Origin of the sequence: Methanobacterium sp., assembly GCF_016217785.1 — an archaeon.
Lineage (GTDB): Archaea > Methanobacteriota > Methanobacteria > Methanobacteriales > Methanobacteriaceae > Methanobacterium.
Window position 1 is genome coordinate 87,501 of the sequence record NZ_JACRGA010000019.1, and the last position, 15,837, is coordinate 103,337.

The 15,837-nt window shown below is 40.1% G+C and carries 15 protein-coding genes and 3 tRNA genes; 6 read left to right on the forward strand and 12 right to left on the reverse strand.

Translation table 11 applies throughout. From position 1 onward, the window contains the following. Positions 1 to 151: 151 nt before the first annotated feature. On the reverse strand, positions 152 to 1,018 hold the full coding sequence (locus tag HY987_RS08350) for a dihydroorotate dehydrogenase electron transfer subunit (RefSeq protein WP_292757491.1): 867 nt from the start codon (positions 1,016 to 1,018) through the stop codon (positions 152 to 154). A gap of 18 nt (positions 1,019 to 1,036) precedes the next feature. Then, on the reverse strand, positions 1,037 to 1,942 hold the full coding sequence (locus HY987_RS08355; RefSeq protein ID WP_292757493.1) for a dihydroorotate dehydrogenase: 906 nt from the start codon (positions 1,940 to 1,942) through the stop codon (positions 1,037 to 1,039). A gap of 53 nt (positions 1,943 to 1,995) precedes the next feature. On the opposite strand from HY987_RS08355, the gene HY987_RS08360 reads away from it, so the two are divergent. The 3 genes from HY987_RS08360 (at position 1,996) to HY987_RS08370 (ending at position 4,479) form a co-directional block, all read left to right on the forward strand. Continuing rightward, the gene (locus HY987_RS08360) at positions 1,996 to 3,219 is read left to right on the forward strand and encodes an ATP-binding protein (protein ID WP_292757495.1); all 1,224 of its coding nucleotides are present in this window, start codon (positions 1,996 to 1,998) and stop codon (positions 3,217 to 3,219) included. A 219-nt stretch (positions 3,220 to 3,438) separates the two neighbouring features. After that, positions 3,439 to 3,714, forward strand: coding sequence for a hypothetical protein (locus tag HY987_RS08365; RefSeq protein WP_292757497.1), 276 nt, complete (start codon positions 3,439 to 3,441; stop codon positions 3,712 to 3,714). 87 nt (positions 3,715 to 3,801) lie between these two features. Next, complete coding sequence (locus HY987_RS08370; RefSeq protein ID WP_292757499.1) at positions 3,802 to 4,479, forward strand: fibrillarin-like rRNA/tRNA 2'-O-methyltransferase; 678 nt, start codon at positions 3,802 to 3,804, stop codon at positions 4,477 to 4,479. 57 nt (positions 4,480 to 4,536) lie between these two features. On the opposite strand, the gene HY987_RS08375 is transcribed toward HY987_RS08370, so the two are convergent. Next, on the reverse strand, positions 4,537 to 5,241 hold the full coding sequence (locus HY987_RS08375) for a hypothetical protein (protein WP_292757501.1): 705 nt from the start codon (positions 5,239 to 5,241) through the stop codon (positions 4,537 to 4,539). 38 nt (positions 5,242 to 5,279) lie between these two features. Continuing rightward, entirely contained in the window at positions 5,280 to 5,993 is a 714-nt protein-coding gene (locus tag HY987_RS08380) for a pseudomurein-binding repeat-containing protein (protein WP_292757503.1), read from the reverse strand. A gap of 201 nt (positions 5,994 to 6,194) precedes the next feature. On the opposite strand from HY987_RS08380, the gene HY987_RS08385 reads away from it, so the two are divergent. The 3 genes from HY987_RS08385 to HY987_RS08395 all read left to right on the forward strand — a co-directional run bounded on the left by HY987_RS08385 (position 6,195) and on the right by HY987_RS08395 (position 7,090). Then, positions 6,195 to 6,277: transfer RNA gene (locus tag HY987_RS08385), tRNA-Leu, on the forward strand. A 488-nt stretch (positions 6,278 to 6,765) separates the two neighbouring features. Next, positions 6,766 to 6,839 (forward strand) — tRNA-Lys (locus HY987_RS08390). A 168-nt stretch (positions 6,840 to 7,007) separates the two neighbouring features. After that, positions 7,008 to 7,090, forward strand: a tRNA-Leu gene (locus tag HY987_RS08395). 164 nt (positions 7,091 to 7,254) lie between these two features. Here the strand turns inward: HY987_RS08395 and HY987_RS08400 are convergent. The 8 genes from HY987_RS08400 to HY987_RS08435 form a co-directional block, all read right to left on the reverse strand. Further along, complete coding sequence (locus HY987_RS08400; RefSeq protein WP_292757505.1) at positions 7,255 to 7,896, reverse strand: M23 family metallopeptidase; 642 nt, start codon at positions 7,894 to 7,896, stop codon at positions 7,255 to 7,257. Between the two features lie 197 nt (positions 7,897 to 8,093). Further along, positions 8,094 to 8,300, reverse strand: coding sequence for a hypothetical protein (locus HY987_RS08405; protein ID WP_292757507.1), 207 nt, complete (start codon positions 8,298 to 8,300; stop codon positions 8,094 to 8,096). A gap of 632 nt (positions 8,301 to 8,932) precedes the next feature. Further along, a complete protein-coding gene (gene katG / locus HY987_RS08410; protein WP_292757509.1) occupies positions 8,933 to 11,101 on the reverse strand; it encodes a catalase/peroxidase HPI in 2,169 nt (722 codons plus the stop codon). Between the two features lie 380 nt (positions 11,102 to 11,481). Continuing rightward, positions 11,482 to 11,805 carry a hypothetical protein gene (locus HY987_RS08415; RefSeq protein WP_292757511.1) on the reverse strand — a complete coding sequence of 108 codons (324 nt, stop codon included), beginning with the start codon at positions 11,803 to 11,805 and terminating at the stop codon, positions 11,482 to 11,484. Between the two features lie 18 nt (positions 11,806 to 11,823). Further along, on the reverse strand, positions 11,824 to 12,015 hold the full coding sequence (locus HY987_RS08420) for a hypothetical protein (protein WP_292757513.1): 192 nt from the start codon (positions 12,013 to 12,015) through the stop codon (positions 11,824 to 11,826). Beyond that, positions 12,002 to 12,583, reverse strand: a complete 582-nt coding sequence (locus HY987_RS08425) for a nucleotidyltransferase domain-containing protein (protein WP_292757515.1) — start codon at positions 12,581 to 12,583, stop codon at positions 12,002 to 12,004. The genes HY987_RS08420 and HY987_RS08425 overlap by 14 nt, the downstream gene beginning before the upstream one ends. 675 nt (positions 12,584 to 13,258) lie before the next feature. Then, positions 13,259 to 13,960: a tetratricopeptide repeat protein gene (locus HY987_RS08430; protein WP_292757517.1), complete on the reverse strand. Its 702-nt coding sequence runs from the start codon at positions 13,958 to 13,960 to the stop codon at positions 13,259 to 13,261. A gap of 22 nt (positions 13,961 to 13,982) precedes the next feature. Then, entirely contained in the window at positions 13,983 to 15,836 is a 1,854-nt protein-coding gene (locus HY987_RS08435; protein ID WP_292757519.1) for an SIR2 family protein, read from the reverse strand. Between the last annotated feature and the right edge of the window lies 1 nt (position 15,837).

Here is a 15,837-nt window from a genome sequence, read left to right on the forward strand (position 1 = left end):
TTAATTAATTGAATGATCCGGTCATGATTTTAATTATAGAACATTATTACTGAAAATTTTAATTATAAGAATATAGTGAAAATTTTTTTATATGATTCTATCATTTTAAATTCCATTGTGTAACCTGATTGTATGTGGGTAAACCTAATTTTTAAAAACTGTTTTTGATTCCGGAAGCATCCCTATGGTATTTTCCGAATTCAGATATCAGCCGGAGCTGGTCTCCCCAGAAAACCGGTCCTTCGACACAGATCCTCCAGCCCACATCATCCACACAACACTGCCCACATATTCCAAGGGCACACTTCATGTAGCGCTCCAGGGAAAACTGTGCCGGGATCTGATTTTCCTGGGTGATGAGGGACAGTTTCATCATCATGATCTCCGGACCGCAGGCCACCACCAAGTCATATTTTCCTTCAGTTATGAGTTTTTCTGCCAGTTCTGTGGCGAATCCGCAGAAACCATGACTTCCATCATCAGTGGTGGGGAATACACGGACGCCTGCATTTTCCAGGCGTTCTGCAAATAGTATCTCGCTCTGGGTGGTGGCAGCGGTGATGGTGTCCACTTTTACACCCCTACTACTGGCTTCCTCAGCAAAAGCTGCCACTGGTGCCATTCCAATCCCACCCCCAACTGCCAGGACCCGGGAACCTGCAATCTCAAATCCCCTGCCATAGGGACCTCTTAATCCCAGCTGGTCGTTTTCTTGTAGTTTGTGCAGTGACTGGGTGAAGGGGCCCACCATCTTCACCGAAAGACCGATCTCCCCATTTACTGGATCAATACTGGAGATGGACATGGGTTTCTCATCCTGGAAATTCCAGACCATTAAAAACTGACCGGGAATTGGAAACTGGGCAGTAGTTGAAAACTGGCCGGTAGTTGAAAATTGGCCCGGAGTCTCATCTTTAAATTCCCAGGGCAAATAGAAGGTTTTCACCGTGGGTGTTTCCTCAACTATCCTCTTGATTTTCAGTACCTGTGGAACATGCATAGTATTCGTCCTTGACATGAGTTTACACCTTCCTTTTTACAACTGGTGGGCCAGTCCCACCATCTCCTCCACAGTTTGGTAGTTCTTCTCTTTCATGAACTTCTCCAGGCCAGTGTTTATTTCCTGGAAGACTTCCAGTCCATGGTACATGACTGCGGTTCCCATCTGAACACAACTGGCTCCGGCGTACAAAAATTCCACCACATCCCGATAGTCGGTTATACCACCCACACCCATTAGAGGTATTTTAACGTTCTGGTGGACCTGGTATACGCAGCGAAGGGCTATGGGCTTTATGGCTGGACCGGACATTCCCCCAAAACGGTTGGAGAGTATGGGATGGGCTGTTTCTACATCGATCCTCATACCCGGGCCCAGGGAGTTGATGAGAGTCAGTGCATCGGCACCACCCTGCTCTGCTGCCTGGGCTATCTCCACGATGTCAGTTACATTGGGTGTTAGCTTGGCAATCACCGGAGTGTCCACTGATCTTTTAACTGTCTTTACAATACTGCGGGTTAGATCCGGATCCTGGCCTATTGATGCCCCGCATCCTTCCATGGCATGAGGGCATGATACATTAAGTTCCAGAGCATCCACCAGGTTTTCCACCTGACTGGCCACCATAGTAAAATCTTCTGGTGTGGAACCGTAGATTGAGGCTATCTGTGGGACGTTACCATCCAGTTTTTCCAGCTCCCCCTTGAATGCTTCCACTCCCGGGTTGGATAAGCCTATGGCATTGATTATACCACCCTCCACTTCCACGGTGGTGGGGTTGGGGTAGCCTTTATTAGGCTCTAATGCGAAGGATTTGGTTACCACTGCCCCGGCTCCACTTCGAGCTGCCCAGTTAAGGGACGAGGACGTGCTTCCCAGAACACCCGCCGCTAGGACGGTGGGGTTTCTCATTTTCATATGGCATATTTCCACTTCCAGCATGATTACACCTTAAGTTAGAAGGTTTAAATTCCATCAAGTACACATTAAATTCTATGAAGTGTTATGTAGTTGGTTGTTTTGCAGGCTTCTTAGTCTTAGATGAAGATTTTAACTTACTGGATTATGAACTTTTCCCACACTCTGAACTCCTGGAAAAATGGTTCCAAATGGCAGAAAAGGACATAACCCCTGAGGAGAAGCGTTTCCTGGAAAAAGTGGGTAAAGATTGTGATGAGATCATTATCGAGACTTCCCGGAGCAGTTATCACTATCAGGACCTTAAATATAATTCTAAATTCACTTACCAGATTCCCAGTAAAGGTGGGGATTACCTGCGGAGTAATCTGGGGGAAGTTCTCCATGAAGCTGGTTTTCTGGATTCACCAGGGGATTTGTGGAGTATCACCCGTAAATTAGCCCTTCAGGTTACCGAGAGAAAGCTGAAAGAAGCATCTCTGTCTGATGATCTTCTCCTTATTCAGGCCATACATGCCATTGAGGAGCTGGAGGAAGCTGAAGTTAAACTGGTGGAACGTATCCGGGAATGGTATCCAGTTCACTTCCCGGAAATGGATGAGGTGCGGGACCATGCCCGGTACGTGGAGTTAGTGGCAGAGTACGGGGACCGTGACACGGTTATAAACTCAGGTGCCCTGGATATGAATTTAGGAGTTTCAAATGAAAATATGGAGTCTGGAATGAGTCTCGGTGCGGATTTATCCTCCTATGATCTGGAGGTAATCCAGGGTTTTGCCCGGACTATCCAGTCCATTCAGGAATCCAAGAAGTCAACCACGGATTATGTTGATGCCAAGATGCAGGAGATGGCCCCCAACCTACGGGATCTGTTAGGTGGGTCCCTTGGAGCTAAGATCATCGCCCACACCGGTGGTATTAAGCGACTGGCCCTTTTACCTTCCAGCACTGTTCAGATCCTGGGGGCGGAGAAGGCCCTGTTCCGTCACCTTAAAACTGGTGAACGGCCGCCCAAGCACGGTTTAATCTACCAGCACCCGGATGTGCGTGGTTCCAGATGGTGGATCCGGGGAAGAGTATCCAGGGCACTGGCTGGTAAGATAAGCCTGGCAGTGAGGAAGGATTACTTCTCTGGTGAATACGATCCTGAGGTGAAGGAAGGTTTCCAGAAGAGGCTGGAAGAGATAACCAAGGAACATCCTTTCCCCAAACGGATTGAGAAGTCAAAGAAGAAAAAGGATAAAAAACGGAAGAAAAAAAAGGATAAGTTCCGGTTTAAGAAGGGTGATTATGAGTATTAGGATGAATAATTGAAATATTTCAGGATGAATAGTTGGATTATTCAGAGGATGAATAGTTGAATCATTTCATCCGCAGAATTATTTCCAGCCACAAATCAAACCCGGTGTCGAGTGAGTTTAGAAAACTAATCAAAAAACTCACTAAGTTATGTGTATCTGGTGGTGTGGAGGGTGGTTTTTTGAAGGGTCATTTCATTTAATGTTAAAAAGGTGAGTTAAATGGTAGATGTCGTGGCTGCAGTATCCATTATATCCAGTGCTTTTTCAATTATATTGGCAGTGTTTGCCATCCAGTTTTCCCGACGGGTGGAGGAAAGACTCAATAATAACTTCCTCATACTAAAGGATACCATGGAAGCCAACCAGAAACAGGCCCAGGAGTGCCTTTCCAACATTGACCGGGAAGCAGAGGCCATTAAAAAAACAGTGGACCAGTCCCATGAGAAACTCCATAAAACTCTCAAAGACATTAAAAACAACAAACCATTTGAATAAATAATCCTCATCTTCCCAATAGGGCGACTAATTTTAATAGTATAAAGGAATTCAAAAGAGTATAAAGGAATTTTAAAGAGGAAGATCATGGAAGATAATACGGATTTGGATAATACTTTCACTGGAGTGTACGAACTGGACGGCCACCTGGCCACCTGCAACCTCAACCCCGGGGTGAAGATTTACGGGGAGAAACTGGTGGATTATGAGGATGTGGAGTGCCGTCTGTGGGACCCTCGCCGTTCAAAACTGGCAGCCGCCCTCTTGAAGGGACTGGAAACATTCCCCATTGAATCTGACTCCCGTGTACTCTACCTGGGTGCTTCTGCAGGTACAACCCCATCCCATATCTCAGATATCATCACCGATGGTGTGATCTACTGTGTGGAGTTTGCACCCCGCATGATGCGGGAGCTGCTGGCTGTTTGCAGGGAGAGGGGGAACATGACCCCCATACTGGATGATGCTAGTAAACCTGCAAAATATATGGGATTGGTGGAGAAGGTGGATCTGGTTTACTCTGATGTGGCCCAGCCCCACCAGACTGAAATATTCATGGACAACATGCGAATGTTTCTTAAAGAAGAAGGTCAGGGAATGATCATGATAAAAGCCCGGAGTATCGATGTCACTCGCAAACCCAAACAGATATTCCGTGAGGAAGCATCCAAATTAAAAGAGCATGGCTTCCGGATAGTGGATAAAGTAGACCTGGACCCCTATGAGAAGGACCACCGTTGCCTGGTTTGTGAATTTGCTTTTTAATGGATTAATTAAACCAAGCCCTGAAAAATTTTCATAACTACTGTTAACTTCAGTTTCTTAACTCAGTTTCAGCTGGTCTATGATTGAAACTATTTCCCCTGCATGTTTTTGAGTCTGTTCAACTGATTCGTAGGTGTAGGTTTCATAGATAATTGCCGGAACTCCCGCCTGGATCACAGGGATGGTCACATAGGCCGGGCTGGTGGGATTGGGGGGACTGTACACTGTTAACCAGTTGGTCTCATTTTTAAGGGTATATGCGATTGATTCTGCTTTTTCAGATTGCCCTGGGACGAACAGGAACCATTTCTCCTGGTAGTTACCCTCGTTGGAGTGCACATCAATAACCAGGTCCATTGAAGAGTTTTTCACAGAGGGCACTGCATAGTTATAGGCGAGTTGTTGGCCGTTAGCTCTCCCCTGGCCATAATCATCAGAATCACTGGTCACATTTACTTTATAAATGTAGTAGCAGTTTTTAAGGGACTTATCCTGGTTTTCAAGAGCTTCAACCAGGGCGTTGTGGGCCTGGTATTCCAGGGGATGAACACCTACTATGTAGGCGATCCGGTTGGGTGAGCTGGCATTACCATAGGGACCCTCCCGGGTAACTGTTCCATATTCATTTTCACCCAGAACCACACTGCTGAACACCGGTACTGTTGAGGTAGCTTTCTGGATTGGGAATAAATAAAAGGAGGATATCACCGCTGCACAGAAGACAATCCCCAGTACCAAAAATAATTGAAGTCTCTTCCCCATTTTAAGCCTCATAACTCATGTTAATACTCTAAAAGAGTTTAGGGTATGGTTACACTGACTGGTAGCTGGCCAGTTGATTTATACTGGGTTAAAACCTTAGAGTACAGGCTCAGCAAAGTATCAGGGGATAGATCAGGTTGTCCGGAGACCTTTATCCCAATGTAGTTGGGTGACTGGCCATTGTTGTCCATCCAGATGTAGGTTCTTTGAGCCATGTCCACGTATTCCGTTTTGGTGATAGTGGTAGAGGTAACTGTTCCGTAGGCATTATCTGGATTTTTGTACTGGTTTATGGGGATGTTTCCAGTCTGTGCATTGTTTATCATCACAATACCCTTGGATAATATGTAAAGGCACTGATTCTTATCCAGGGTCACCCCACCATAGGAGATAGTGGTGAACCCAACCCCGGTCCCTGATATTGCCTGTGCAAGACCCGGAACCTGTGAAACCGGGACCCCTGCAGTGAGGGATATTTGTTCAGTGACTGTGGAATTGTTGGCTGTGGTGTTGTTTACTACTGGGGTGGAGTTTCCAGGGAGTTTCAGGAGTATTCCCCCCATTATTCCCAGTATGATCACCAGTGCTACGATGGCAACTATTAAGATGTTGTTTGTTGTCTTTGACCCTTCTTTTTTGGGTTTTGACTGGGGATTTCTTCCAAAGGAGGGCCCTCCCACCAGTTTACTGCCACATTCTTCACAGAACGCAGAATCCAAGTCATTATCATGCCCACAATTTTTGCATTTCACAGTCCAACTCTCCCTATTCACCCTTATTCAATTAATCAATATAAGATCCCATATCAAAGTTCAATCAATTGATAGAATAGTATTTTTCTAATACCTATTAAATTAAAGCAACCCTGTAAATTTCTATTCCTACTCCCCAATTTAAAAAAATGTTTTCTAACTGTAGATTTTATATACTATATTCACCTATCAATGGTATACGCAGGGGTACCCAAGCGGTCAACGGGGATAGGTTCAGGGCCTATTGGTGTAGGCCTTCAAGGGTTCGAATCCCTTCCCCTGCACTCATTTTAGCTTATTTCCAGATTAATTAGGTTATTATTTTTTTTAAATCCCCATAATTATTTTAAAAGCTCTAAATTCAGTTAAAACAAACCCTATATTCTTACAAATGATAAATTTTTCTTTTAAAAAGGTTGGAATAATATATTATTTCAAATCATGGTGATCAAGGTGTTTGTAAATCCTGTTTTTTCCACATACTCCCTGGGGCAATATATACGGTTAAAACAGGACTGATTTCTACCCTAATCGGATTAGAGCACCAGAGTTTAATTAAAAATAGGGAGTATAAAAAGGATAGGAGTGTTATAGTGAAGTCACTGACTTACCGTGTTCATATGGTTAATCTGTTTAATATTAACCAATCTACCATTACGAAACTTTATATAATAGGTTAACAAATCATGTACTACCCTGTTTTGTTTTGGAATATGCATGTGAATGTGGGATCCCTACAATTCAAGTTTAATTTCATTATGATGACAGCCGAGGGCCCGTAGCTCAGTCTGGGAGAGCGCCTGGCTTTTAACCAGGTGGCCGCGGGTTCAACTCCCGTCGGGCCCGCTTTATTTCATTTATTCCAACAGGTTATTTTTAACTCCTGGTTATTTTTTAACTCCTTATGTTGTTTTCCTTTGAAATTTTATGGAACATTATCCCCCGGAAGTTATGTAAAACCAAAAAAAAGTTAAATTAATATGGTGTAATCTTCAACCATCACAGTATATAGTTGCAGGGGTACCCAAGCGGTCAACGGGGGTGGACTCAAGATCCTCTGGCGCAGGCCTTCAAGGGTTCGAATCCCTTCCCCTGCACTCATTTTACAGGTTTTCTTAAAAAAATAGTTATTTACTACTCTTAGGATGTATTTGGGGCTTGGTGAGTGGGATCGTACAAAAATATTCTGAAATTCATGGGGAGTGTATCCCTCTGGTTTGATATTTAGTATATCAAATGGTTTTGGCATATCAAATGGTGTCTAAAGGCTAATTCTGTCCTTATTTTTTGGTATTCCATTTTCTATCTTAATCCAATTTTTATCCTGATATAATTCATATTCTTTAAAACAACAGGGAATACCCTTAGCAATGATTGGATCAGGACCGTCCATGAGTTGAAAATGGAGGTGAGGGGCTGTTGAGTTACCAGAATGACCTACGTTCCCCAAAAGATCTCCGGATTCGATTTTTTCACCATTGTTTACTTTTACCGAACCAGTTTTCATGTGACCCAGAAATGCCCATATTCCATCCCATATTCGGTCACCCTGGATTATAACGAAATTACCACCAACATCCTGAATGTTATGTTTGTGAGGATCAAAAAACCAGGCATTCTTAAATGCCACTGAAATATCACGGATTGGCTGTACAGGGTCACGTTCAGGGTATCCATCAAGGGCTTCAACTACCCTGCCAGAAATAGGTGCATAAATAGGCTTCCCATACGAGTAACAATCATTTAAATGCACTCTACCTAAAATATGATCTAGAGTACTTTTCCTATGGAATTTAACATGTTTTTGGGTCCAGTCAACCTGCATGAGGTCGAAGGCATAGGTTGATGCGAAAGAATGAGTACCATGACTGGGAACTTTAGATCCAGGGCTATTCAAGACCATCCACTCCCCCTTAAGAGGGGATTTTATGGGTATAGGTTCCATAGTATCCATCCATTACATATCTTCATATTCTTATCCAGCCAGTACTCCCTAAGTCACACCAGTCTCATGGATGGATGATATAGTAAACACACCCTCAAACACAAGCCTCAAATGGTTTGTATGTTATTTTTTAAATTCATTTATCAATATTTATCCTATTCAATCAGGGTACATTCCCAGGTTTCAGCTTCAGTATCGATGGTGGCGTATAATTCTGTTTCCACATCCTTGAAAAGATCTTCACAACCGAATTCTAGATCTGCAGATTTTTTAACCGAATACATTCTACCCCTGGCACTTTTGACCACTATATCACCCTCTCGGGTTATTCCTACCACTAATTGTTTGATTTCCTTTGCCATTTTCTTAACTCCTACAATAAATACTATTATAATTATTTCAGAGTTTTTGAATAATAAATTCTCTTATCCCTTTCGATATAATGCAAAGAAGAAACCAGTCCAAATTTTTACATTCTAATGTATTCATAAATTATAAATTTTAATTTTAACAGATATTAGAGCATAGTTTTAGATAATTTGGTATAGGGGAGGTTTTTAGTTTCTAATAAAAATCGATCCCGAAGAGATGATCAGGATAAAAAAGAGTATGTAGAGTTTTTTTCAAGAGCACACTGGCCCGGAATATTTGGTGGGGCCATTTGTATTATATAACTTATCTCCCGAAGATCGTGCAATAGCCCCAAAGATTACCAGAAATAGTAACAAAACAACTCGTACCCATTGAATGGAAAGACAAATGGGCATCAATGCAACCATTCCTACTTGAATAAGCCATATTAGTGCTTAAATTATTTAGGGGATTTATTGGTTGGGATAAAATTTGCTGCAATGCTTATAGATTGTAATCTCAAATAAAAAAAAGTAAAATAAAAAAAAAGGGTGAGTAATTTTTATTCCCCTAGTAATTTTTCTTTAATAGGCTTAAATAAACCCCATTTAAGGTTAATTACAGAGTGGGCCCCGAATCGATATCAGACCCGGTCGAACCGGTCCAGGTTCATGACCTTGTCCCACGCCTTTATAAAGTCGTGCAGGAACTTTTCTTGGGAGTCTTCGCATGCGTAGAATTCTGCCAATGCCCGGAGTTCGGGGTTTGAACCGAAGATGAGGTCGCAACGTGTGCTGGTCCACTTGAGTTCGCCGGTTGCTCGGTCATGCCCCTCGAAAACATTTTCGTCTTCTTTTGATTGTTTCCATTCGGTTTGCATATCAAGCAAGTTCACGAAGAAATCATTGGTAAGCATCTCAGGCTTTTGGGTGAAGACACCATGGGAGGACCCGTCAAAATTGGCATCGAGGACACGTAAACCACCAATTAAGACCGTCATCTCAGGAGCGGTCAATGTCAACAGTTGTGCTTTGTCCACCAGCAACTCTTCGGCTCTAAGTGTGCTTTGAGCTTTTTGATAGTTGCGGAACCCGTCTGCGAAGGGTTCGAGCACGGCGAATGAGTCCACATCAGTCTGATCCTGCAGGGCATCCATGCGTCCCGGTGTGAAGGGCACTCTTATAGTATATCCTGCATTTTTCGCCGCCTCTTCAACACCAGCACAACCTGCCAGAACAATGAGATCAGCCAGGGAGACCTTCTTGTCACCGGATTGGGCCTGGTTAAATTCACTCTGGATACCTTCCAGTGTCTTGAGCACTTTGGCTAGCTGGTCGGGTTGGTTGACTTCCCAATCCTTCTGGGGTTCCAGGCGAATACGAGCACCATTGGCACCGCCACGTTTGTCGGAGCCTCGGAATGTGGATGCTGAGGCCCAGGCAGTGGAAATCAGTTCTCTGACTGATAGATCTGAAGCCAGTATCCATTCCTTAAGGGTGGTGATGTCTTCTTCATTGATTAATTCGTGATTGACTGCAGGGATAGGGTCCTGCCAGATGAGATCCTCGTCTGGTACCTCCGGGCCGAGATAACGTGCCTTGGGGCCCATGTCACGGTGGGTTAGCTTGAACCATGCCCGGGCAAACGCGTCTTTAAGCTCGTCAGGGTTCTCATAGAAGCGTCTTGAAATCTTCTCGTAGACCGGGTCTAACCTTAAAGAGAGGTCAGTGGTTAGCATGCCTGGGGTGCGACGTTTTGATGGGTCGTGGGGATCAGGCACGGTATTTTTGCCTGAGTCACCCCTCGGCCTCCACTGGTAGGCGCCAGCTGGGCTCTGGGTCAGCTCCCATTCGAATTCGAATAATATCCTGAAGAAGTTATTGTCCCACTGGGTGGGTGTGTTGGTCCAGATAACTTCCGGGCCGCCGGTAATGGTGTCGTTACCTTTACCAGTGCCGAAGCTACTCTTCCAACCCAGACCCTGTTCCTCGATTGGAGCAGCTTCCGGCTCCGGGCCCACCAGTGCCGAGTCACCAGCACCGTGGGTTTTGCCGAAGGCGTGGCCACCTGCAATGAGGGCCACTGTTTCCTCGTCGTTCATTGCCATGCGGGCGAAACTCTCCCGGATATCATGTGCTGCTGCTATGGGGTCTGGCTCGCCGTTGGGGCCTTCCGGGTTCACATAGATCAAACCCATCTCCAGGGCGGCAAGGGGATTTTCGAGGTCACGTTCACCGGTATGACGCTGATCTGTAAGCCACTCTTTCTCAGAACCCCAGTATACGTCCTTCTCTGGTTCCCAGATGTCCTCACGCCCCCCACCAAAACCGAAGGTCGCAAACCCCATGGATTCCAGGGCGACATTGCCTGCGAGAATCATCAGGTCGGCCCAGGAAATTTTCCGACCGTATTTCTGCTTGATAGGCCAGAGCAGCCGGCGAGGCTTGTCGAGATTGGCGTTGTCAGGCCAGCTAGAGAGAGGTGGAAATCGCTGGTTAGCGTTGCCCCCACCTCCACGGCCATCGCTGATACGGTATGTGCCGGCGCTGTGCCACGCCATACGGATGAATAAAGGCCCATAGTGGCCAAAATCCGCCGGCCACCAGTCCTGTGACTGGGTCATGAGTTCATGGAGGTCATTTTTCACGGCCTCTAAGTCTAGGCTCTTGAATTCTTCGGCATAGTTGAAATCCTCATCCATTGGATTGGACTTTTCAGAATGCTGGCGCAGGATGTCAAGATTCAACTGGTTTGGCCACCAATCAATGTTCGTCGTGCCACTTTTAACACCTTTTTGGCTTTCATCATCCATAATTTCACCCTCTTTTTCCACTTTAATTCATCCTATTTTATTTTCACAAAAAACTGTGATTTCGTGTTTTTAGAGCTTAATTACTATTATTTAACCTTCTTTTAGAAAATATAATTGAATATTTTAATATTTTCTAACGTTTATTTATTAGGTTACAACTTTTAATTAAAAATTTTTATTTAATTATCTCGTAAATTTTCATAAATTTAATAATGAATGTAGATTTGAGGGATTCCAATTAATTTACTAAAAATAAAATCCAAATTATAGGGCCATTACCAGATAGATCCAACACCGATCTTACACTTGCAATAATGATCATGTATACTAACACCAAACAAATTAAATATTTACTATAGAGATATAGAAAATTTTCCGGATTAAAGCTCTATTAAAAGTTTTTCAAGCTCCAAAACAAATTTTTTTGCTCTATCCCTAGAAGTTTTGGATTTTGATACCTTCACATCATATCCAACTACATACTGGGAATCTAGTCTTTTTTTATGCTCTAAATCATAAAGTTCAATTATTCCATCGGTTACATTATCTATTTCATTGTATTCATCTTGAGCTTCTTCAAAATCTTCTAAAAGGAAATTTTTTAATTTGTCTCTTACAAGAACAATTAAAGCATCGGCAGTTACCCTGTGAGAAATCTGATCTCCCACTTTAAAGCCCATTTTATTGAGAACTGCATTGGACATATAATACATTGAATAATATTAAGATACGATAACCCACAAAGGAGATATTTCTTCTTTAAATAGATATTCAGCAACTTCTAAACTTTCAGTTGCATTGTTCCATAAAGAATTTATCAAATCTGAGTCCGGGATTTGTTTCTTTATATATTCATCTTTTAGATCTAGAGTAAAGTTTTTTTGAGCAATTCTTATCCTTTCAGCATCCAACATCTTCTAACACCCTGTAATAGTCTTCAATGCCTAAGAGTATTATATTAGATTTTAGAGCCTCAGATACTACACTAAATTCCTTATTCTTAGCCATAGACAAAAATTCTTCAAAATTAAAAGTTACAAGATGTATGTCTAAAGCTAATATGTTCATCATTTTTTCAAATTCTTTTTCTCTCTCGCTTTCTGAAATTATCATTAAATCTATATCAGATGATTTAGATGCAGTACCCTTGGCATGAGAACCAAATATTAAAGCGATGAAAGGGAATTTTAATGACTTTAATTTTAAATGTAAAACTTTAAGATCTTTATTTTTCTCTAAAAGATTCTGACAACGTAAATATTCTGCATGAAATATTAATGGATCGACTTTTTTCAAAAGTAGACATTCATAAGCCCCACCATATTTCTTCAATGAAACCAAGTTAGAATTATGGAGTTTTTTCACTATGGTGTGAACATTTGAATAATTCAAATTCAAATCCCGTGATAAATCCTTAATGCTTGTTTTTTGGCAGCCTTTCTCTAACAATTCCGTGATAATTTTAATTGTATTATTTTTCATAGAACCACTTACATCTATTTAATACCATAAACTGTATTGCAAAATTACAATATACCTATTGTACTTTTACAATATACATATTGCAGTTTTACAATATAAAATGTACACATTCAAATAAAAGTAATATTATTTATTTCATCACTGATTTTTATAGTTATGAGGATTTCCAATAATTCAAAATCAGAGAAAAAAATAAGGGCAATTAGGGCTTCAAAATCCATAAATAAGAAAGTTTTTTGGCACCAAAAATTAATTACTTGACAAGTAGTTATCTCCAAGCATAGTTTGATATGGTCTTTGAATAAGGGATGTCAAAAATTGATGAAACAAAACTGTGTTGATTTCCTGCTCAAACCGCAGAATTATGGGCTGATACTGGTTGAGATGAGTGCTGGGGAGAATGATAAACCCCAGATAACCAGACCATAACCCGATAAATCGGAATACGGAATTTTAATCTCCAATACAACCATTAAGATAAAAAAAGGAGGGTAAAGTTATTTTATTCCTTGGTGACTTTTTCTTTTGTTTGAGAAGCTTAATCGATCTTTTTAACTGATTAATAATATTGTCAAATTGAGAATCACTCAGAATAGTTTTTATACCATCAAGAGATATGATGATGACATTTTTTAACTACAGCTATCTCGTTGAATGGGTTTTAAATTCTCTAATTTATTCACTACTCTCCTCTTGCATTTGTTTGATATTATTGATAACATCGAGTAATTGCTGTGTAACATCACGCCCATATATTAAATTATTTGTATCAATGATGTGCCTAGACTCTTTCAGACATTTTTCGGCTTCGAGGATTATTCCAAATTTCAAATAATATAATCCCATGTTGGCTAACACATTTGCTTCTCCCTGCCTGTCTTCGATTTCTCTATTGATCTCCAAAGCGGATTCTAAGTATTTAAACGTCTTATTCAAATTTTTTTTCTCACCATATACAAGCCCTATACCTTCCAGTTCGTGTGCTATTTCCTTTTTAAAATTATTAGCTTTAGATATGCTCAAAGCTTTTTCATGGTATTCTAGGGCACGGTCCAATTCTCCTTTCTGTCTTAATGTAAGTCCAATAGCATTTAAGTCAATAACTATCTCTTTGGGAATCCCTATTTTTTCCTGCATCTTCAAAGATTCATACATATGCTCTAATGCTTTATCAAACTCTTTTTTTTCTAAATAAACCCAGCCGATGTTTCCAATTTGATTTGCTTCACCTTGTCTATCGTCAATTTCTCTAAAAATTTCTCGAGATTGATTCATGTATTCCAATGCATGATCATACTGACATTGATTTTTTAGGGCCCATGCCATTTTACCTAGTTCTTGTGCTTTTTTCTTTTTTAAAATATCTGATTGATTCATGTTTTTCCCCCTCAGTTTTCAATTATGTCATGTAAATAGATGCTTCCCAAATTTTTCTATAAATTTTATATAATTCAATGATTTTTTCTTTAGATTTTGTTTTTAATTTCATATTGGGTCCTGGAAAGATTTCAAGCAATTTTTCTGCATCTTTTTGGTTAGGAACCATAGCACTCAATGAACTTGCAGTTATAATCTTACAATTTTCTTTTTCCTCTTCAGAAAATGGTGCTTCAAGTGAATCCATTAATACTAAAGAGCTGATCCCTTTTTGAAATGATTTATTCCATTCAAGACCATATGATAATAAATTTGCCCAATTATTCTGAGTTTTGGCAAGTCCAACGAGATTTCCAACTTTTGTTTCTAGTTTTGTGGCCTTTTTAAAAAAAGAATTTGCTTCACTAAATTTTTCAATAAAATAACTGGAATCATTCTTCTCTGTATTTGTTATTAAACAATTACAACATATTACTCCTAAATTACCATAGTTTCTAGCAAGAAACGCAGTTTTTTTAGGAACTTCTAGTTTTTTAGACAATTCTTTTGCTTTAATGAGCGATTTATAAGCCTTATCAAAATCTTTTTTTTCTAGATGAATTAATCCAATATCTTCATAAATTTGAGACATCATTATGAAATAATTATTAGGAGTAGAAAACTCATCTTTATTTAAAGCATTATATTGAGATTCAATAAGCCTTTTCGCCTCTTCTAAGCATTTTAACGCGTCTTGTAAATTATTAAGTTCTTTAAGGCTAATTCCTTTATCTCTCAACAGTTCAGCTGCATAACTTAAAGAACTTAATAATTTACCAGACTTTAAAAAAGAATCAACATCCTTAAGGTTTTTTTCAAATAATGCTAACGAAGATGCCTGAACAGAACTCTCAAATTTGTTCCCATATCGTAATATTAAACTAAGTAATGAGTAAGGAGATTTACTTAATTGAATATCTTTAGATGTTTTAGATTCACTTTTATCATATTCTTCAATTAGAATTAAGTTGTCAGTGAAATTTTCTTCAGATAAAAATGAAAGAAATGTATTACAGTAGACACCGATAGTCTGAAGGTGTTTCTTTATTAACTTATCAATTGGACTATCTTCCCTTCTATTAGCATCTGAATAAAACTCAAATGTTTTATTGCTGCTATTTTGACTGTGTAAAACCCAAATTATTTGTTTTACATTAGAATTTTCAATAATAGGAAAAATGTCTACGTCTTCCCCGGAGTATCCTAAGAAAATAACTACATAATTTTCTAGAATATATCTTAAAAAATCACTCTTGTTTTGTGATAATCGTAGATATGCATTATTAGCAACTTCTGTAATTGAACCTATAATGCTATCATGAGTTTTATTTCCATCCCAATCACATATACTTCCGTGAATTTTATATAGGCCTGGAACTGCTTTATTTTCATCTATTTTTTTAAAATCATCATCACTGTAAAATAGCTGTGTTTTTTTTGGTTTAAAAGAATCTTCAATGAGTGTGTCAAAGTTTGTGGTGATAATCAATTCGACGATTTTCTTATTAAAAAGATTTGCAATATTGTAATGGTTGTGATTTGGTTGTGAATCCATAATAAAATCCATTCTCTCCTTCCAATCGTACCTCCCCTTCCATTCATCTAACAAATAAAGAAAAACTTCTAATCTTAATTCTGAAATGGTATTGTTAACATCTTTATTAATAGATTCAGGAATTTTTATCCCATTGAGGATCTCTTCCATTATTTTTTCTTTTAGTTCATTCCCTGTAGGGAGAGATGATGGAGAATCCTTGGAAATCCCAGATCCTAAAAAAAGAGCTATGGGCTCTTTTGAGATTATTTGTTTCAGTTGATTTAATTCATCAAAAGCCATT